At 58.2% G+C, this 19,772-nt stretch carries 17 protein-coding genes; 8 read left to right on the forward strand and 9 right to left on the reverse strand.

What is annotated here, in order from left to right; genetic code table 11:
• The first annotated feature begins 56 nt into the window (after positions 1–56).
• Positions 57–650, forward strand: a complete 594-nt coding sequence (locus tag C9383_RS03090) for an RraA family protein (protein WP_235863233.1) — start codon at positions 57–59, stop codon at positions 648–650.
• 644 nt (positions 651–1,294) lie between these two features.
• Here the strand turns inward: C9383_RS03090 and C9383_RS03100 are convergent.
• Genes C9383_RS03100 through C9383_RS03140 form a run of 9 tightly spaced genes read right to left on the reverse strand, consistent with a single transcriptional unit; the run spans position 1,295 to position 9,933 of the window.
• Positions 1,295–2,377 carry a protein-glutamate methylesterase/protein-glutamine glutaminase gene (locus C9383_RS03100; RefSeq protein WP_060755844.1) on the reverse strand — a complete coding sequence of 361 codons (1,083 nt, stop codon included), beginning with the start codon at positions 2,375–2,377 and terminating at the stop codon, positions 1,295–1,297.
• A complete protein-coding gene (cheD, locus tag C9383_RS03105; protein WP_090369678.1) occupies positions 2,370–2,873 on the reverse strand; it encodes a chemoreceptor glutamine deamidase CheD in 504 nt (167 codons plus the stop codon). The genes C9383_RS03100 and cheD overlap by 8 nt, the downstream gene beginning before the upstream one ends.
• Positions 2,870–3,679 carry a CheR family methyltransferase gene (locus tag C9383_RS03110; RefSeq protein WP_060755842.1) on the reverse strand — a complete coding sequence of 270 codons (810 nt, stop codon included), beginning with the start codon at positions 3,677–3,679 and terminating at the stop codon, positions 2,870–2,872. Before C9383_RS03110 ends, cheD begins: the two co-directional genes overlap by 4 nt.
• A gap of 9 nt (positions 3,680–3,688) precedes the next feature.
• Positions 3,689–4,228: a chemotaxis protein CheW gene (locus C9383_RS03115; protein ID WP_060755841.1), complete on the reverse strand. Its 540-nt coding sequence runs from the start codon at positions 4,226–4,228 to the stop codon at positions 3,689–3,691.
• Between the two features lie 36 nt (positions 4,229–4,264).
• Positions 4,265–5,923, reverse strand: coding sequence for a methyl-accepting chemotaxis protein (locus tag C9383_RS03120; RefSeq protein WP_090369680.1), 1,659 nt, complete (start codon positions 5,921–5,923; stop codon positions 4,265–4,267).
• Positions 5,924–5,952: 29 nt separating this feature from the next.
• The gene (locus tag C9383_RS03125) at positions 5,953–7,992 is read right to left on the reverse strand and encodes a chemotaxis protein CheA (protein ID WP_090369682.1); all 2,040 of its coding nucleotides are present in this window, start codon (positions 7,990–7,992) and stop codon (positions 5,953–5,955) included.
• Between the two features lie 38 nt (positions 7,993–8,030).
• Positions 8,031–8,318, reverse strand: coding sequence for an STAS domain-containing protein (locus tag C9383_RS03130; RefSeq protein ID WP_060755838.1), 288 nt, complete (start codon positions 8,316–8,318; stop codon positions 8,031–8,033).
• 22 nt (positions 8,319–8,340) lie between these two features.
• Positions 8,341–8,709 (reverse strand): response regulator, encoded by a 369-nt coding sequence (locus C9383_RS03135; protein WP_003174214.1) that lies wholly within the window; start codon positions 8,707–8,709, stop codon positions 8,341–8,343.
• A gap of 9 nt (positions 8,710–8,718) precedes the next feature.
• On the reverse strand, positions 8,719–9,933 hold the full coding sequence (locus C9383_RS03140) for a methyl-accepting chemotaxis protein (protein ID WP_090369684.1): 1,215 nt from the start codon (positions 9,931–9,933) through the stop codon (positions 8,719–8,721).
• 549 nt (positions 9,934–10,482) lie between these two features.
• Here C9383_RS03140 and C9383_RS03145 point away from each other — a divergent pair.
• From C9383_RS03145 to C9383_RS03175, 7 genes are all read left to right on the forward strand, one after another.
• Positions 10,483–11,643, forward strand: a complete 1,161-nt coding sequence (locus C9383_RS03145; RefSeq protein WP_090369686.1) for an efflux RND transporter periplasmic adaptor subunit — start codon at positions 10,483–10,485, stop codon at positions 11,641–11,643.
• The gene (locus C9383_RS03150) at positions 11,640–14,702 is read left to right on the forward strand and encodes a multidrug efflux RND transporter permease subunit (RefSeq protein ID WP_090369688.1); all 3,063 of its coding nucleotides are present in this window, start codon (positions 11,640–11,642) and stop codon (positions 14,700–14,702) included. The genes C9383_RS03145 and C9383_RS03150 overlap by 4 nt, the downstream gene beginning before the upstream one ends.
• Before the next feature lie 264 nt (positions 14,703–14,966).
• Positions 14,967–15,338 (forward strand): phosphopantetheine-binding protein, encoded by a 372-nt coding sequence (locus C9383_RS03155; protein WP_090369690.1) that lies wholly within the window; start codon positions 14,967–14,969, stop codon positions 15,336–15,338.
• A complete protein-coding gene (locus tag C9383_RS03160) occupies positions 15,331–16,473 on the forward strand; it encodes a beta-ketoacyl-[acyl-carrier-protein] synthase family protein (RefSeq protein WP_090369693.1) in 1,143 nt (380 codons plus the stop codon). Before C9383_RS03155 ends, C9383_RS03160 begins: the two co-directional genes overlap by 8 nt.
• Complete coding sequence (locus C9383_RS03165) at positions 16,470–17,732, forward strand: beta-ketoacyl-[acyl-carrier-protein] synthase family protein (RefSeq protein WP_090369695.1); 1,263 nt, start codon at positions 16,470–16,472, stop codon at positions 17,730–17,732. The genes C9383_RS03160 and C9383_RS03165 overlap by 4 nt, the downstream gene beginning before the upstream one ends.
• Before the next feature lie 14 nt (positions 17,733–17,746).
• Positions 17,747–18,988 (forward strand): AMP-binding protein, encoded by a 1,242-nt coding sequence (locus C9383_RS03170; protein WP_107338851.1) that lies wholly within the window; start codon positions 17,747–17,749, stop codon positions 18,986–18,988.
• On the forward strand, positions 18,989–19,768 hold the full coding sequence (locus tag C9383_RS03175; protein ID WP_090369699.1) for a nicotianamine synthase family protein: 780 nt from the start codon (positions 18,989–18,991) through the stop codon (positions 19,766–19,768).
• The last annotated feature ends 4 nt before the right edge of the window (positions 19,769–19,772 follow it).

The raw sequence follows: 19,772 nt of genomic DNA on the forward strand, positions 1-19,772 counted from the left end.
CAGACCTCTATTTTTACCCGTCTCAACGCCCTGAGTTGCACCGACCTCAGCGATGCATGGACCGCCTGAAAATCGTTTGCCAGTGCACCGACATCATGCCTCTGGACCGGTCGTTCACCCTCACAGGCAAAGCCTGGACCCTGCGCTACGGCCCTATTGGCCTGGACGGCGGCTCGGTGGGCGACTACATCGACGACCTTGAGGCCGGCCAGGTGGTAGTGATCGACAACCAGGCGCGGCTCGACACCACCGTGTGGGGCGATTTGCTGACCTCTACTGCCGCCCGCAAGCAGCTGGCCGGGACGGTGATTGACGGTATCTGCCGCGATGTCGACCGTGCGTTGGAACTTGACTACCCGATATTTTCCCGGGGTAACTGGATGCGCACCGGCAAGGATCGCGTGCGTGTCGAAGCGATCCAGGCGCCCGTGACGCTGGGCGGCGTGCGGGTACAACCAGATGATTGGTTGCGCGGAGATGGTGACGGCTTGGTAGTGATTCCGGCCGGCTCACTGAGCCAAGTGCTGGAGGTGGCCGAAGAAATCCACCAGGCCGAAGAGCATATTCGTGCGGCTATCGAGGCGGGCGTTCCTTTACATAAAGCTCGCGCCGATTACGGCTACCACGCCTTGCAGACGCCGCGCCGCTGACTGGCCCACGGCAGGAGCCGCAGCGGGTGCGGCTTCAGTTGATGCCGGCTCGAGCAACGACTTGGCTGGATGTGCATAAGGAGATTGATCGTTCCATGATTCGATGAGTTCAAATCTGATAGTGTCCTGAATATCAATATTCGAGGCAGTGTCAATAATGGGCAATCATGTGGCTCGCTACGCGTTATTTGCTTTTCCTCTCTTCATGTTGTGCCAGCCAGTACAAGCAGCATCGTGGCAAATTTGCAGTCTGGAGTTACGTGTTACTGACGTATTGAAACATCCATACCCCAAGCTGCAGGCGCAGATCCTGAAGGTGAGCCCTACATCGACCACGGCAGAGTGCCCGGAAGAGGGGGCGACCCTCACGTTTATCCCAGAAACTACTGATTACCAAAGCCAGATCCCACGCCGAGAGTGGCCCAAAAAAGGCCAGTCGGTGCGTGTGAACTACCGGTATCTGGATGGGACATGTAAAGGCGATGGCCATAGTCATGCGTGCCGTATTGAGCATTACCCATTAGCGGGTAGCTGAGTTGCAAGCGTTTTCCCGGTTCACTTCAAGTTCGCTGAACGGAGGCGGCGGTAACGGCCCGATCTCACTGGCCCGCTGTGTCAGCAGACCCCGATAGTTACTCCCCACTTCACTTATGCAGGATCGCCTGGTGAATATCCTGCAACGCCATGATGCGCTGTGCGGCGTTGAGTTTGATGGCTTCCTTGGGCATGCCGAATACCACGCAGCTGGCCTCGTCCTGGGCGACCGTCGCGGCGCCGGCGACGAGCATTTCCTTGAGGCCGCGGGCGCCGTCGTCGCCCATGCCGGTCATGATGATGCCGGTGGCGTTCTTGCCGGCGAATTTGGCCACTGAGCGAAACAGCACATCCACTGATGGCCGATGGCGGTTGACCAGCGGCCCGTCGATGACCTGAGTGTGATAGTAGGCGCCGCTGCGTGTGACCATCAGGTGCTTGCCGCCGGGAGCGATCAAAGCCAGGCCCGGCAGGATACGGTCGTTGTTGCGCGCTTCACGCACTTCGATCTGGCACACGCTGTTCAGGCGCTCGGCGAAGGAGGCGGTGAACTTTTCCGGCATGTGCTGCACGATCACCATGCCCGGGCACACCCTCGGCAGTGCCGTCAGCACGGCCTCCAACGCCTGGGTGCCGCCGGTGGAGGTGCCGATGGCGACAATGCGTTCAGTGGTCTGGGCCATGGCCTGGCCATTGGCGGCGGGCAGGATCGCATCCGCCGTCAGCTTGCCGGCGACCGCGGGCGCCGGGGTCGGCTTGGCGATGCGCTTGCCGAGGTTACTGACATTGGAGTTGGCCGCCGCACGGATTGCCGCAATCAATTCCGGGCCCGATTCGATCAGGAAATTCTTCAGGCCTGTGGTGGGTTTGGTGATGATGTCCACGGCGCCGGCCGATAAAGCCTGCAGGGAGGTTTCCGCGCCTTTCTGGGTCAGTGACGAGCAGATCACTACCGGTGTCGGGCGCTCGCTCATGATTTTCCTGAGAAAGGTGATGCCATCCATGCGCGGCATTTCCACGTCCAGCACAATCACATCCGGCCATTCACGGGCGAGCTTGTCCATGGCGAAAATCGGGTCGGAGGCGGCGCCTATGACGTGGATATCCGGCGTGTCATTGAAAATCGCCAGCAGCACTTGGCGGACAACGGCCGAGTCATCGACCAGCAATACGCTGATTTTTTTATTAGGCATTGTTTTTGAGTAATCCCATTGGTTGATGCCGGACCCAGACGTTGCCGTTCCACAGGTCGAACACGATAGTGCGATAACCGGTACTGCCCATGTCCTGGGCCGCCAGGTGCAAATGATGGTGTTTGGCAAGCGCCAGCGCGGCGCGGATGTTCAGGGCGGCCACATTTTGCGCCGGTAGGTGGCGATGCTGCGTGGGGAACATCTCGCCGCCGCCGAACGCCTTCACCTGATAGTCCTGGGGCCGCGTGCCATGGGCGCGCGCGTGCCGAATCAGCAGCTCCAGCGCTTCGTCGCCGTATTTGCCATCCAGGGGCTGACCATGCCGCAAGCGTGCCGGCAGCATGAAATGGCACATGCCGCCGATCCGCCGTTGCGGATGCCAGAAGGTGAACGCCACGCAGGAACCGAGCAAGGTGCGCAGGCGAGTCGGCCGCGTCGCAAAAGTGACTTGGCCGGGCGCCAACACCACTTCGACTGCACCGAGAGGCTTTTTCATGGCTTGCGGTAAATCGACGGCGCCACCAGCTTCAAGGTGTCGTTCACACCATTGAGGCTCTCCGAGTGGCTGATGATGAAATGGCCGCCGGGCTTGAGCTGCGGCAACAAGCGTGCGACCACTTGGCTCTTGGTCTGCTGGTCAAAATAAATCATCACGTTGCGCAGGAAGATCACATCGAACTCGCCCAGGCCTGGCAGCGGCTCGTTCAGGTTGACTTGCACGAAGTTGACGCGGTTGCGCAGGCTCTTGTCGATCAGGAACGTGCCTTCCTGGCGGCCGATGCCCTTGAGGCAGTATTTGGTGAGCAGCGGCTGGGGCAGGGTGCCGACGCGCTCCATCGAGTAATGCCCGGTACGCGCCTTGGCCAGCATCTGAGTGCTGATGTCCGAGCCGATCACTTCCCAAGGCGTAGTGCCCAGGGCCTCGGCCAGTGTCATCGCCAGGCTGTAGGGCTCTTCGCCCGAGGAGCTGGCCGCGCTCCACACGCGAAACACTTTGCCCGGCGCGGCCTTGGGCAGGACGTGCTGACGCAGGAAATCAAAGTGCTTGGGCTCGCGAAAAAAGTAGGTTTCGTTAGTGGTCAGCAGGTCCAGCGCGACTTGCAGTTCGCCCTTGCGCTGGTCGTTCATGATCAGTTTGAAATAGTCCCCGTAGCTCTCCAATTCATAATGCTGGAGGCGCTTGAACAGGCGCCCGGCCACCAAGGCTTTTTTGGCCGGCGACAGGTTGATGCCGGCCGCACGGTACAACCAGGATTGGAATTGACCGAATTCACGGTCATCGAGCGAAGCAGTGTCGGCCATGATCGTATCTCAACGCTGCTCAAGGTCGAGCGCCGGTGTCTGCGCGCTTTCGGCCAGGCTGGACATCTCGTCGATAGAAAGGACTTTGCCCACCTCCAGCACAATCACGAACTTGCCTTCGACCTTGGCCATGCCACCGATGAAGTCGGCACGAATCCGCGCGCCGAAGCTGGGAGGGGGTTCGATCTGGGCCGCCGGAATCTCCTGCACGGCGGATACCGTATCCACCAGCAACCCGATGTCCTGGGGCTGCCCATCTTCGGTACTCGCTTCGATGATGATCACGCAGGAGCGGCGCGTAATCGGCGAGTTCGCCCGGCCGAAACGCGCCGATAGATCAACCACCGGCACCACGGCGCCGCGCAGGTTGATTACACCGCGCACGAACGCGGGCATCATCGGTACTACGGTCAGGCTGCCGTATTCGATGATTTCCTTGATGCCCAGAATGCCGATCGCGAACATCTCGCCACCGAGCATGAAGGTCAGGTATTGCGCATCCTCATCCGCCGCCACTGCGGTCTGACGGTTAGTCATCACTGCACCCATGTCACTCTCCCTGTAAGCCCGCGTCGATGTCTCGCATCAGAAACGGGTAAATTCCGATTCGTCCGGGGCGCTGGCCATCGTGTAGGCAAACGCTTTGCGGGCGGGCTGCGGTGCCGGGCGGGGTGGCTGGCGGCTGGGCTTGTTGCCAGGGCTGTCCACACTGCTGGTTTGAACCGCGGCGCCGGAGGTGGCGTCGAGTACGAAAAAGCTCATCGCCTGTTGCAACTGCTCGGCCTGGCTGCTCATTTCTTCGGCGGTCGCCGCCAGTTCCTCGCTGCTGGAGGCGTTCTGCTGGGTCACCTGGTTGAGCTGGGTCATGGCCGTGTTGATCTGCGCCACGCCGGCCGCCTGCTCTTCGGACGCGGCACTGATTTCCTGCACCAGGTCGGAGGTCTTGTTGATCGAGGGGACCATTTCGTCGAGCAGTTTGCCGGCCTTTTCCGCCATGTCCACGCTGCTTGAGGACAGTTCGCCGATTTCCTGCGCGGCCACCTGGCTGCGCTCCGCCAGTTTGCGGACTTCGGCGGCGACCACCGCGAAACCTTTGCCGTGCTCGCCGGCCCGGGCAGCCTCAATCGCGGCGTTGAGCGCCAGCAGGTTGGTCTGGTAGGCAATGTCATCGATGATGCTGATGCGCTGGGCGATTTTCTTCATTGCCAATACCGTTTGTTGCACCGACTCTCCGCCGTCGGTGGCTTCCTTGGCCGCCTTGCTGGCCATGCCATCGGTGACCTTGGCGTTTTCGGTATTCTGATTGATGCTGGCGCTCATCTGTTCCACCGACGCGCTGGTTTCCTCGACGCTGGCGGCCTGTTCACTGGTGGCCTGGCTCATCGACTGTGCGGTGGCGCTGACTTGCTCCGAGGCGCTCGCCAGGTTGTCGGCAGCGTTGCGTACTTCGCCGATGATATTCGCCAGTTTGCCGACCATGTTGCGCATGGCATTGAGCACCATGCCGGTTTCATCTTTCCCGCCCGGCGCGATAGGGGTGCTGAGGTTGCCTTCAGCCAATTGCTCGGCGGCGGTCGCGGCGAGCCTCAGCGGACGCGAAATAATCCGCGCGATGAACACCGCCAGGCCCAGGCCGATCAACAGGGCGGCGACCAGCACCGCGATGATCGACACGCGTGCGCTTTCGTACAACGCCGAGCCCTTGTCACCGACTTGGATCGCGCCGGCTTCATTGAACTCGACCATTTTCTGCAAGCGGCTGGTCACCTCATCGAAATGCGTCCTGGACTCCCCTCTGAGCAGGGTAGTCGCAGCGGCTTCCTGGTTCTGCCGGGACAAGTCGAGTAACTGCTTGCTGGTCGCCAGGTAGGTGGACCAGGCACTTTTCAAACCGACCAGAAGCTGACGTTCTTCATCGCCCGACAGCAATTGCTCGTAGGTGCCCATGCGGGTATTGAACTGTTGCAGCGTCTCATCGGCTTCGCGATCAGCCTGGGCCTTTTCTTCGGCGATCTCGGTAGTGACGTGGCGGTTTTCCTTCAGGCGATAATTGGCTGCAAAAAAACGCATGCCGGCTGCGGCGCGCATGGATGGCATCCAATCGCTCTTGATCTCCTGGGCTGCCTGGTTGACGGCACCGAGCTGGAGGATTGCAAACCCACCCATGGCCGCCGTGAGCGCCAGGACCACCAGGAATGCGCTGATCAACTTGGTGGAAATCTTAAGATCGTAGAACCATTTCATCGGGGAACCTCCATGGAATTGCGAATGCGTCAGCGCACGCCGACCGTGGGCGACGAGGGCGCCTGAGGTGTGCGGGCTTCCTGTTGTACGATTTGGTTGAGCAACGCCGGTATATCCAGGATCAGGGCCACCGCGCCGCTGCCCAGAATGGTCGAGCCGCTGATGCCGCGCAGCGCACCGAACAGCTTGCCCAAGGGTTTGATGACGGTCTGGAACTCGCCGAGCAGGTCATCCACCACCAGCCCGGCCTTGTGTTCGGCATAGCGCACCACCACCACGTTCTGGCGGCGGGCCGGTGGGCCTTCATGGTTGAAGTGGTCGCGCAGGTGCACCAGCGGCAGCACCTCGCCGCGCAGATCCAGGTAGCCCTGGTCGCGGCTGGATTGGCGCTGGAGTTCGTCCAGCTCGACGCATTCCTGGACCATATCCAACGGAATCACGTAGGTGCAATGGTCGATACCGACCAGGAATCCGTTGATGATCGCCAGGGTCAGCGGCAGGCGAATGCGCACCACGGTGCCTTGGCCGGGGCGGCTGTCGAGGTCGACGGTGCCGCGCAACAGGGTGATATTTCGTTTGACCACATCCATGCCGACACCGCGTCCGGAAAGGTTGGTCACCGCCTCGGCCGTGGAGAAACCGGCTTCGAAAATCAGGTTGTAGATTTCCTGGTCGCTGAGCACCGCACCGCTGGCGACCAGCCCGCGTTCCTGGGCTTTTTCCAGGATACGTTCGCGGTTGAGTCCGGCGCCATCATCGGCGATTTCGATCACGATGCTGCCCGAGTCGTGGTAGGCATTCAGGCTCAGGTGACCCTTGGTCGATTTACCGGCGGCGCGTCGGGCCTCGGCGTTCTCGATGCCATGGTCCATCGCATTGCGCAACAAGTGCATCAGCGGGTCGCCGATTTTCTCGACGACGGTCTTGTCCAGCTCGGTTTCCGCGCCGCTGATGATCAGGTCGATATCCTTGCCCAGTTCCTGACTGACATCGCGCACCACGCGGCGGAAACGATTGAAGGTATCGCCGATGGGGATCATGCGCAGGCGCAGCGCGCCATCGAGGATCTCTTCCACCAGCCCGGAGACGGTCGAGGCGGCTTCTTCCAGCGGGTCGTTGTTGCAGGAGCGCGCCAACAGGCTGGCACCGGCGCTGGCGATGACCAGCTCACCGACCAGGTTGATCAGTTCATCGAGCTTGTCGGCATTGACCCGTACATAGTTGCCATCCCGCGGCTTGACGTCGCTGGTCGTCGCGACGCGCTGTTGCGTCGTCGCCACTGGGCTGGCAAGGGTCTGGGTGACCAACTCGGTGCCGGCTGCGGTGCTGCTGTCGCCTGGCGCGTCGAGGGCGCTGATGAGCACCTCACAGTCATCGCGTACGAAGTCGAACACTTCATTGAGGGTGGCATGGCTGGCATTCGAACGCAGGTCGATTTCAAAGCCCAGGTAGCAGCTTTCCGGGTCCCAGGCGTCCACGGGCGGAATGCGCTCGGTCAGCGGGGTGACCTGTAGCAACTGGCCCAGCGTGGCGAGGTAGCGCAAGAAGGACAACGGGTCCATGCCATTGCGGAACACCTCTGCGCCGAAGCGCAGGGAAATATGCCAGAGCACCTCGGCGCGGGTCTCGTCATCTTGGCCTGCGCTTTCCACAGCGGTGATTGCCGTCTGCAGTGGCTGATAGGCGCTCAGTGCTTCGCGCAACACCTCACCATGTTCCAGCGTCGCAGGCTGCAGCGCGCCACCGTGATGGTCGACCGCCTCGATCAGGTCAAGTATGTGGTCGCCGCACTTGAGCAGCAGTGCGATCAACGCCGCATCCACTTTTACGCTGCCATCGCGCAGGCGGTCGAGCACGTCTTCGACGATATGCGTGAAACCGACAATCGGTGCCAAGCCGAACAACCCGGCGGAGCCTTTGATGGTATGGGCGGCGCGAAACACTGCACCGATCGCATCTTCATCACCGGGTTCGCTCTCCAGTTGCAGCAGGGATTGCTCCATGACCTGCAGCAGCTCGCGTGCCTCGGCGATAAAGGTCTGCTGTGCCTGATCGAGATCAATACTCACCTGGACACTCCTTGTCGCTCATTGAACGGGGCTGCGCGCTAGAAGATCGCGCCGCCACACAGTTGAAAGGTGCTCGTGACCGCCTGGCTCTGCCCGGCAAGGCTCAGGTCCGTGCCATTGCCGGCGGCTTCACGCTTGATGACCGCGAGCAATTGCAGGCCGGCGCCGTCGATTTCGGTGACCTGTGACAAGTCGATTTCCAGGCGTGGCGCCGCGCCGATCCGGGGCAGCAGCGCGGCGGCAAGCTCGGCCACGGTGTAGATCGTCAGTTCGCCGTCAATACCCAGGCGGGCGGTGCCGTCGACTGTTTCGCAGGTGATGGACATAAGGCCTCCATGCCGTCATCGGTCAGGGCAGGATCAACTTGGACACCGCCGCCAGCATCTGCGCCGGCTGGAACGGCTTGACCACCCAGGCCTTGGCGCCTGCGGCCTGGCCTTCGGCTTTCTTCGATTCCTGCGACTCGGTGGTCAGCATGATGATCGGGGTGAACTTGTAGCTGGCCAGCTTCTTGACTTCCTTTACAAAGGTGATGCCGTCCATATTGGGCATGTTCACGTCACTGATGATCAGGTGCACCTTCTGCCCGTTGAGCTTGCCCAGGGCATCCTTGCCATCGCAGGCCTCGATCACATCGTAGCCGGCACTTTTCAAGGCAATGCCGACCACTTGTCGCACGCTGCTCGAGTCATCGACCACCAATACATTCTTCGCCATGCTGTGCTCCTAGAAAAAAGTGATGTCTTGTGAACTCTGCTGCGCCGCGGTATCGCCATGATGGTTACGCCGCTGCTCGTCGGTGGCATAGGTGGCCTCCATGCGCGCCAGCCACTGGCGGGCATCGACGGCTGCCAGTTGGTCGGGCGTCTGGTTGGCCTGGAGCAGGTGCTCATGCAGGGCGTGCATGTTGTCGCGTACATGGCTGAGGATCTGGCTGACCCGGTCCTGGAATTGCAGGTTGACCAGCACCTCGGTCATTTCGTCACGGATGCCGTAGCTTTCCTGCTTGAGCAGGTCGGCGGAATCGGCCAGGCGCCCGGTGATGCTCTGGAAGCGTTCGAGCACCTGCTGGATGCTCTGCTCGGACGCGGCGACGGAGTGGCTGTCCTGGTCGGCGCTGGTGGAGGCCACCTGCACCAGTTGGGTGATGGCGTTGTTAATGATGTCGACTTTGGCCGACATCTGCTGGCCGGTCTCGCTGGATTTACTCGACAGGCTGCGCACCGCATCCGCAACCACGGCAAACCCGCGCCCGGCTTCACCGGCACGCGCCGCTTCGATCGCGGCATTGAGGGCCAGCAGGTTGGTTTGTGCCGCAATCGCCGCCACGTCGGCGGCCATGGTGCGCAGTTCGCCGGTATAGGCGGTGAGGCTGCGCACCTGGGAGAGAGTCTGGTCTCGGCTCGATTGAGCGGCCTTGAGCGAGTCGATCACCTGGCTCAGTTCGCTGTCACTGCGCGCCAGCACCTTGAGCGCGCCGTCGGCAGCCTGCCCATCGAGTTCCCCGGCGGCTTGCTGCGAGGCCTGCACGGTGTCCTGCAGGCGCGTGGAAATACCCGTGAAACGGTTGGCGAGGCTGACGATGGCGTCTTCGGTCTGCAAGCGCGAGCTTTCCACTTGCTTGGCCCAGATGGGCATGGCGCCCAGCAACACCTCGTCGAGTTGGGCGCGCACGGCCATGCCGTGGTGTGTCGCGTCTGCATCTGCCGGGTCTGCCTTGGCCTGCGCAATCGCTCGCAGCACCAGGTCACGCTGCGAACGGGTGCTCCAGGCGCACGCACCAAGACCGATCAGCAGCAGTACGGCACAGGCCACCATGTTGGCCAGAGAGGCTGATTGCAGGAGTGTCCATGCGATGGCAGGGATGACCGGGATTAACGCAAACCAGCGAAAAGGCAAGGGAACGGGGGGCAAAGTACGGCCGGATTGACGCTGAGTCATGAGTTCGGTCCTTGAACATTGTTGCAGATATGAACGACATAAAGTCTATCTGTCCCTGGCGCCTTAACTTTAGACCTAGTATGTACCTTCCGTCTGGTTTGTTACTGAGGCGTGAGTGGGCGCCGGGAAAAGGGCGATGGCCTATTTCTTGCCGTAGCGCTGCAAGGTGTGCAACTCAAGTCGAACGCAAATGGGGCTATGCAGTTTTTGCCTTGACTTTTGTGCTGCCTTTCAGCGCCTGCACGTTCAGGCCAGTACCCCGATGATTTCATGAGTGCGCCGGTTTTAGAGGTTCGGGACTTTACTGCGAAACCTGTAGATCCTGCCAAAAAGAGACGCGCGCACCCGAAAAACCACTTTTACACGGCGTAATGACGACAGAATCCGCTGTATGGAAAATTTCGATATCTTGCGCGAGGCTCTAGGTTGAGGGTCTAGTGATCCAACGTCCCGACCTGTCGGTTTTAGCTGTTGGAAACATTTTGATACTTGAAGTAACGTGCCAGTTGCTTTGACTTCGGGTGTTCAAATTTTCCAAGGAATCGGAATATGCTGCGCCGTCGCATGATGATCATGTTGGGTGTTTCTCTGTGCGTTGTATTGATGCTGGCAAGCTACAAGGCTTATTCGATCTATCAGCAAGTACAGGGTTTTTCCACACCCCGCCCTCCAGTCAGTGTGGCCGTGGTGACGGCGCAGGAGCAGACATGGCAGGAGCGATTGCCGGCGGTGGGCTCGCTCAAGGCATTGCGCGGCGTAAACCTGAGCCTGGAGATTGCCGGCACCGTCAAGGACGTGCAGTTCGAATCAGGGCAAACGGTGAAGGTCGGACAACCTCTGGTCCAGCTCGATAGCGCGGTAGAGCAGGCGCTGCTCGAAACCGCCCAGGCCGATCTTGGCCTGGCAAAGCTGGATTTTGGACGCGGCAGCCAATTGGTTGGTGATCGGGCCATCTCCAAAGGTGAGTTCGATCGACTCTCGGCCCAATTGCAAAAAAACCTGGCCACCGTCAATCAACTCAAGGCGTCCCTGGCGAAGAAGCACATTCTTGCGCCGTTTGGCGGTGTCATCGGTATTCGTCAGGTCGATGTCGGCGATTACCTGGCCAGCGGCACTGTGATTGCCACTTTGCAGGACCTGAGCAGCCTCTACGTCGACTTTTATCTTCCCGAACAATCGGTGCCTAAAGTGGCCATCGGGCAAGGCGTGCAGGTCGAGGTGTCGGCCTACCCGCAACAAGCCTTTCCCGGCACCATTAGTGCCATCAACCCCAAGGTTGAGAGCACCACGCGCAATATGTTGGTGCGCGCCACCCTGGCCAACCCTGACAACAAACTGCTCCCCGGCATGTTCGCCAGCCTGCGGGTGTTGCTGCCTGATCCGAAGGTTGAGATTGTGCTCCCGGAAAGCGCGATTACGTTCACCCTTTACGGCAACTCGGTGTATGCCATCACGCAGAAAAAAGCCGATGACGGCAGCGTGGAAAAAGACGCCAACAACCAGCCCGTCCTGATTGCCGAACGGCGTTTTGTAGAAACTGGCGAGCGGCGAGGCGGTCTGGTGCTGATAACGCGCGGATTGAAAAACGGTGATCAGGTGGTCAGCGCCGGCCAGCTCAAGCTGGACACCGGTACCCCTGTCGCCATCAGCCCTGACAAGACTCAGCCGGCAGTGCCTGACCAACCAGCCCTCGCTGCAGGTGCGCTATGAAGTTCACCGATGTTTTCATTCGCCGCCCGGTGTTGGCCGTGGTGGTCAGTCTGTTGATCGTGCTGCTGGGGTTTCAGGCTTACAGCAAGCTGGCGCTGCGGCAATTCCCGAAGATGGAAAACGCACTGATCACAGTCACGACCGCATACCCAGGTGCGAATGCCGAAACCATTCAGGGCTATATCACCCAACCGTTGCAGCAAAGCCTGGCCAGTGCCGAGGGCATTGACTATATGACGTCGGTCAGCCGCCAGAATTTTTCGGTGATTTCGATCTACGCCCGCATCGGGTCTAACAGCGATCGTCTGTTTACCGAACTGTTGGCCAAGGCTAACGAGGTCAAGAACAAGCTGCCACAGGACGCCGAAGACCCGGTGCTGAGCAAGGAGGCCGCTGACGCCTCGGCGCTCATGTACATCAGCTTTTCCAGCCGGCAACTGAATAATTCGCAAATCACCGACTACCTGTCTCGGGTCATCCAGCCCAAGCTCGCCACGCTGCCTGGTATGGCTGAAGCCGAAATCCTCGGCAGTCAGGTATTTGCCATGCGCCTGTGGCTCGACCCGGTGAAGCTTGCGGGGTTCGGCTTGAGTGCCAACGATGTCACCGCAGCGGTACGCCGATACAACTACCTTTCGGCTGCCGGTGAGGTAAAAGGCGAATATGTGGTTACCAGTATTAACGCCAGTACCGATCTGAAAACCGCTGAAGCCTTTGCTGCCATCACCCTGAAAACCGATGGCGATAGCCGAGTGTTATTGGGGGATGTGGCGCGGGTGGAAATGGGGGCGGAAAACTACAACGCCATCAGCTCCTTTGGCGGCACACCTTCGGTTTACATCGCCATCAAGGCGACACCGAGCGCCAACCCGCTGGACGTGATCAAGGAAGTACGCAAGCTCATGCCTGAGCTGGAGACTCAACTGCCGCCCAGCCTCAAGGTAGATATAGCCTATGACGCCACACAATTTATCCAGGCGTCGATCAATGAAGTGGTGAAGACGCTGTTTGAAGCTGTGCTGATTGTGATCGTGGTGGTGTTCCTGTTTCTGGGGGCGCTACGTTCGGTAGTGATCCCGGTGGTCACCATTCCGCTGTCGATGATTGGCGTAATGTTCTTCATGCAGATGATGGGGTACTCGATCAACCTGCTGACTCTATTGGCGATGGTCCTGGCGATCGGCCTGGTGGTAGACGATGCGATCGTCGTGGTCGAAAACATTCACCGGCATATCGAGGACGGCAAGGGACCGATGGACGCGGCGCTGGAGGGCGCGCGGGAAATTGCTCTGCCGGTGATTTCCATGACCGTCACTTTGGCGGCGGTCTATGCGCCAATTGGGTTCCTGGACGGTTTGACCGGTGCACTGTTCAAGGAATTCGCCTTGACTCTGGCCGGTGCGGTGGTGATTTCCGGCATTGTCGCGTTGACACTTTCGCCGATGATGTGCGCTCTGTTGCTTCGTTCCGAGGCCAGCAGTTCGGGGCTCGCCCACCGACTGGACCGTATTTTCGAAAGCCTCAAACGGCGTTATCAACGGCTGCTGCATGGCACTCTTAATACACGGCCAGTGGTACTGGTGTTTGCCGTGATTGTGTTGTGTCTGATTCCAGTGTTCCTCAAATTCACCAAGTCGGAGCTGGCGCCGGCTGAAGACCAAGGCATCATTTTCATGATGTCCAGTGCGCCTCAACCGACCAACCTGAATTACTTGAATACTTACACCGACGAATTCATCGATATCTTCAAAGCCTTCCCGGAGTACTACTCGTCTTTCCAGATCAACGGCTATAACGGCGTGCAGTCCGGGATTGGCGGCTTCCTGCTCAAACCATGGAATGAGCGCAACCGCACCCAAATGCAGATCCTGCCCGAACTGCAAGGTCGACTGGCGCAGATCCCTGGTCTACAAATTTTTGGCTTTAACCTGCCTTCGCTTCCAGGTACTGGCGAAGGCTTGCCGTTTGGTTTCGTCATCAACACCGCCAGCGATTATGAGTCGTTGCTGAAAGTGGCCGATCGGGTGAAGACGCGCGCCATGGAGACGGGCAAGTTCGCTTTTGTCGATATCGACCTGGCGTTCGATAAACCGGAAGTGGTGATAGACATCGATCGCGCCAAGGCGGCGCAGATGGGTGTGTCGATGCAGGATCTTGGCAGTACGCTGGCGACATTGCTGGGCGAGGCGGAAATCAATCGGTTCACCCTTGAAGGGCGTAGCTATAAAGTGATAGCCCAGGTCGAGAGGGCCTACCGCGACAACCCCGAGTGGTTGAACAGTTACTACGTCAGAAACACCAATGGTGAATTGTTGCCGCTTTCGACGTTGATCCGCATCACCGATCGGGCGCGACCACGGCAGTTGAACCAGTTCCAGCAGCTCAACTCGGCATTGATCTCGGGTTTTCCATTGGTGGGAATGGCAGAAGCCATCGAGACGGTGAAGCAGATTGCCGTCGAAGAAGCGCCGCCAGGGTATGCATTTGACTACAGCGCCGAATCACGGCAGTTCGTCCACGAAGGTAGCGCACTGTGGGTGACCTTTGGTTTGGCGTTGGCCATTATTTTCCTAGTCTTGGCGGCGCAGTTCGAGAGCTTCCGTGATCCGTTGGTGATACTGGTGACGGTGCCGATGTCGATTTGCGGAGCGCTGATTCCCTTGTTCCTTGGATGGTCGAGCCTGAACATCTATACCCAAGTGGGGCTGGTGACGTTGATCGGTTTGATCAGCAAACACGGAATTCTGATCGTCGAATTCGCCAACCAGTTGCGTAAAGACAAAGGCTTGTCGGCCCGTGAAGCCGTAGAACAGGCGGCCTCCATTCGCTTGCGGCCAGTATTGATGACCACGGCGGCTATGGTGTTTGGCATGGTGCCGTTGATACTTGCGACCGGTGCGGGAGCGGTAAGTCGTTATGACATCGGTATGGTGATTGCCACCGGGATGTCGATTGGCACGCTATTCACGTTATTTGTCCTGCCGTGCGTCTATACGTTATTGGCCAAGAGCGAGGTGCGAAAGGTCGAGGTGGATGGGATCCCTGTAATGACTCGGTAATAAAGCACACTGATCCCAGCTTGTTGGAAGAAGATAATTTTAAGTAAGTCGTAGATTTTGTATGACTCAGCCCTATTCAGGTGCTGCGTATTTTATCGTCTTTTAATTAGTAGTTACCGTTCATCGGGCTGAAAAAATTCTTTGTAAAAGATTTTGACAAGCTTATATCTATTTGATTAGTCTGGATTGGATCCAATCATAAGAACAACAAAGTCGACTGACTTTTCTGCCGCTCAAGTTTTAGACAAACATGGATGAAGGGGTGTGATTGATATGTACTTGGTCAAAATAAAAGAGATCGCAGCAGACATTCTTTTTCTGGAGGGGCCAGAGTCAATTCCCAGTGACCAGTCATTTGATCAAATCGGATTTACGTCGATTGATTTCATCGACTTCTGTTTTGAAGTCAAGTCGCAGATCAACGCCGATGTGGAGCCCGAGTACTTGTGGCCGTTCCATAAAATGATGGCGGATCCAGCATTGTGCGTGGACAGTCAGTGGACCACCCGCGGGCGGGAGATGACTCGCGACATCCTGCAAGTTGCGGATAGCGATGTGGTTGAGCCGAATAAGATCGGTCGTTTCTGGACGCCGGAGTTCTGTTCCCGGCGTCTAGAGGCGCTCGCCCATGGCTAGTGTTTACTTGACTGGAATCGCCGTACGTCAGGCCGGGCTCGACCTGGCCGATATCGCTCGGCAAGAGGCCGCTTTTGTAACCGCTGAAGCAGCGTCCAAAGGGGTTGCGGTTTTGTCTGCGCAGATGGCTAAAGATATTGCCCGTGAAGACAGGGCGATATTATCCGACGCAGCAATACGCAGCCTTACCGTCGCGGATGCCGCATGTGCAATGGCGCAACAACAGCTTGCCTTTAGCGAAGAGGCGCGTGCGCTTATTAATGTCTATACCACCGCTGAAACCGTCCGGGACTTTTACGAAATTCTTTACGAATACCGTATCAAGCACCCGGAACTGACGGCCGCTGATCTACACGCGGTGTTAGGACGTGTTGCCGGCAGCGTCCACCCACTTCGGTTATTTCGAAAGTTGCCGACTAATAACCTGTACCACATTGCCAAGTTCTTCGGATTTATCGGAGGGGGTTATCCATTGCGCAGTATGTCACTGGGCGGGCTCTCCTTATTGGAACATGCGCTATTCAAACTTGAGGACGAGGCGCAGGGAGGGGCTTTATTGTGTGGGGTCGGGGATATGATCAAAGCTGATAACTTTGAAGCGTTCCGCAAGATGGGTCTGATTGAGTCGGACCCGCACCGGCCGCAAACCGATAAAGTCAACGTCACCCATGGCGCGGTTGCATTGATGCTGGAAAATGCCGCCCTGTTGCAACGCTCCGGCCATGTCGCGCTTGCGCAGATTGTGTCTGTCCATAGTCGTTTCGACGGGAAAATCCATTCACAGCAAGCGGATTGGGAGGCCTTGCTCAGCGGCTTGCCTGCTGCAGTAATCGGCGAAAAACCGGTGGTTGTGATGTATGACAACGGCGCGCCGAACCTGCGTCAGGTCGAGAATGCAGCGGTGTTCAAGGCCCTCCCGAACGTCGATATTCGTCGTTACAAACCCTATACAGGTTATGCGGGAAGTACCAGTGGCCTGGTGGACCTTGCCTGTGCGCTGGCCGACAAGAGCGTTGAAGTTGGCCGCACACTACTGGTCAATGGCATGGGGATCGGCATCGGCTGTGCGTGCGCCGTGGTCAAAAAGTTGCAACATCTGCCCATCGACCGGCCCGTATTGGGAGAAGCGTCATGAGAGAACGCGTGGTCATCACCGCCTTGGGCTGTTGTACGCCCCTGGGCAATACCTATGATTCGGTCACTGCGGCATTGCGTGACGGGACAACCGGCATTCGTGAAATACAGAAGTTCGATACGGCTTCGTTCAAAAGCCATTTCGCGGGCGTGCCAGAGGTTGGCAACATGCGCACGTCCTCATTAAAACGCAGTCGCTCCTGGGACGAGTTGTATATCAATAATGCGGTTAAGGGATTAATGGCATGGCCCGGTATGGACCTGAGTCATTTCTCGCCGCAGCGTATTGGATGTTTCCTGGGCGTTGATGAACCCGTTCCGGATATCCATCAAACCGTTGATTTTGTTTATGACTTGCAGCGTGACGCTGACAAGGCATTTACCAATATGGCCGAGGTGATGGAAAAGCACTATCGCATCAGCGATTTTGCCCGCCTGGATTCAACTCAGGTATTGCGCCAGGTCCATGCGCAAATTCCATTCCATGGCCCGAGCATGGTGCACCTGGGGCTGTGCGCGGCCTCACTGCAGGCAATTGGTACGGGATTTGAACAGGTAGCTCGCGGGCGAGTGGATGCCGCTATCGTCGGCGGTGCCAGCGCCAAAGTAACGCCCGAGCACTATATCGGCCTTGAATCGGTCGATGTGATTTGCACCGACGCTTCATTACCGTTTGATGGTTTGTCGCGCCCCTTTGATACGCGCCGTTCAGGTTATGTGCCGGCTGAGGGCGCGGTGCTGTTCTTGTTGGAGAGTTACACCCATGCGCTCAGGAGAGGCGCGGTGCCTTTGATGGAAATCGTCGGGTATGGGGCGAGCATGAATGCCAGCCATATTGTGAAGCCCGATCCTGAATCCCGGGAGATGAAACTTTCAATGACTCGGGCACTGGCCAGTGCCGGGCTCAACCCCAGTCAAATAGGGTTGGTCAATGCCCATGGCACCTCAACCGTGTTGAATGATCTGCACGAGTCAGCTGCTATTTGCTCAGTGTTATCGGAGCGAGTGCCGGTCACCGCCAATAAATCACTGCACGGGCATATGATCGCCGCGGCGGGGGCCATGGAAACACTCAATACCCTGATTGGTTTGAGAGAAGGATTCATTCCTGGGACGCGCAACCTTGAGACCCCGGACCCGCAGTGCAAGGCCAACATAATAGGTCAGACGCAGAGCGCCCACATCGAATACTGTCTCAAGAACTCGTTTGGGATGGGTGGACTGGCAGCCTCAATGATCTTTCGCCGAATTGACGCCTAATAAGGGATTGCAGGATGCAAACAATCCAACGCCGGACAGATTTTCCAGTCGATAAGTTTAATCAAATGATCATGGGTTACTTGCGTGATGATTACCCCGGCACGCTTGAGCCAGTCGAGGATTACCAGAGGTTTGTCGAGGCCTATCCTGTCATGGATAAAAGTGCGCTGTCAGCCTCGGGACGGCAGTTGCTTGGTGCGGGAAAAATGCAGGGTTGTTATGTAGTGTCGACCTCAGGTACGACCAGCGGCCCTGTCATTCTTGCGAATAAATTTCTGCAGGGCGTCACGGAACACAGCTATCCCTATCAAGTGCGTGTCGCGATGGCCAAGCATGTATTCAGTGCCGATGACATTGTTGCCAATCTGCTGACAGCAGGTGGTCTGGGAAACAGTTATGAGGGCATGTGCCGTTTGCTCGAAAGCATCGGGGTGACCATTCTCCCCGTGGGCCGCCCGGATACCTTGGCCAACGACGCGCTCTTGCTCGATCTGCTGGAACGCTTTCACGTCGATGTGCTGGTGGGGTCTCCCAGTGGCATTGTGCAGGTTGCGCAAGCGGCATTGCGGGCGGGCGTGTCGCTGCCGGTTCGCAAAGTGGTATTCGTCGGCGAAGCCTTTCACGCCTCCAAGCGCACATTTGTCCGTGAGCAATGGCCCGACGCGCATTTTTACAGCATTTATGGCGCCACGGAGTTGGGGTTCGCCGCGATCAACACGCCACAAATGAGCCCCGGCCAGCATCTGCTGCTCTCCGATTGGTTTTTCGTCGAAGTCAGCGATCAAGGGGAGCTATTGGTGACCGATCTGAGGGCGCCGGTCGTGCCGCTTATTCGCTACAGAATCGGCGACTATGGCGCGCTTTTTTCGGAACCCGCCAGCCCTGAGTTCTACTTGACCATTGGCGACAGGGTGGGCGAGGAGTTCAGTCTGGGAGGACATAAAATCCGCCTGGACCAGGTCCGTCAACAGCTTGCGGTTGCAGACGTGGATGCAACGTGGTGCCAGGTCACGCTCAAACCGGCCGAACAGGGTCGAGACCGCGTGGAAGTGGCGCTGGACCTGCCGGACATTGAAGTGGATGAAGGCTTACGGGCGCGAGTGGAGTCGGCGCTGAGTCAGATTCCCAAATTGGGCGAAGCACTGCGGCGTGGCGTCGCCGAGGTATCCATCGTGGGACGCGAGCGGTTTAAGTTCAACGCACGACAAAAACTGCCAGCACTGCGTGATGAGCGCCCGCGCGTTGGAGTTGCCTGAATGGATGCTGAGCCAGGACGGCGTATCGAAAGGTTGCTGGCCATCCCAACAGAAGCGGGGCGGCTGGATGAGCTTTTTCATGCGTATTCGGATTTGTTGATCTTGCTGAACAGCTATCAACGTAGCGCCCCTTACGAACACTCAGAACGTGCTGAACGATACCGCATGGAAGACTGCCAGCGCAAAGTGCTGGAAATAGAGCAACTGTTTGAGTCGGCGCTGAGTCATCAATGGAATACGTTATTGACTGAGGGCAGTCCACTCAGCCGGTTTTTCTATCGCATTTATCAACGCATGGTCAGCAGCGAACTCACTGGCCTCGACGCCCACCATGGAAAACTGTGCCAAGTGGGTGTGGGCGCCATGCCGCTGAGTATTTTGCTGTATGTGCAGAAAACCGAGTTTGTCGTCACGGGAATTGACATTGACCCCACGGCGATTGTGCGAGCGCGGCAAGGGCTGGACGCAGTATTCAGCGCACTGGATATACCCCGTGAGCGCTTGAGTCTGGTCGAGGCTGACGGCGCGGATTTTGATTACGGTGACTACGATGTCGTTGTGCTGTCCATGACGGTTTCCGGACGATCCAACGTCCTGCAGCGCATTCTTGATACCTGCCGCAAGCCGCAACTTCGAATTGTGTTGCGCGATACCGAGGGTTGGAAACAGTTTATTTATCGCCCGGTGGGTTTACCCAGCCAACACCGGTTGGAGTTGCTCACTCACTCTTCAGGCTGCCCGATCAGCAGTGCCATCTACGGCGTTCGATCCAACGATTGAGGGA

This window comes from Pseudomonas palleroniana (genome assembly GCF_003031675.1).
GTDB classification, from domain to species: domain Bacteria; phylum Pseudomonadota; class Gammaproteobacteria; order Pseudomonadales; family Pseudomonadaceae; genus Aquipseudomonas; species Aquipseudomonas palleroniana.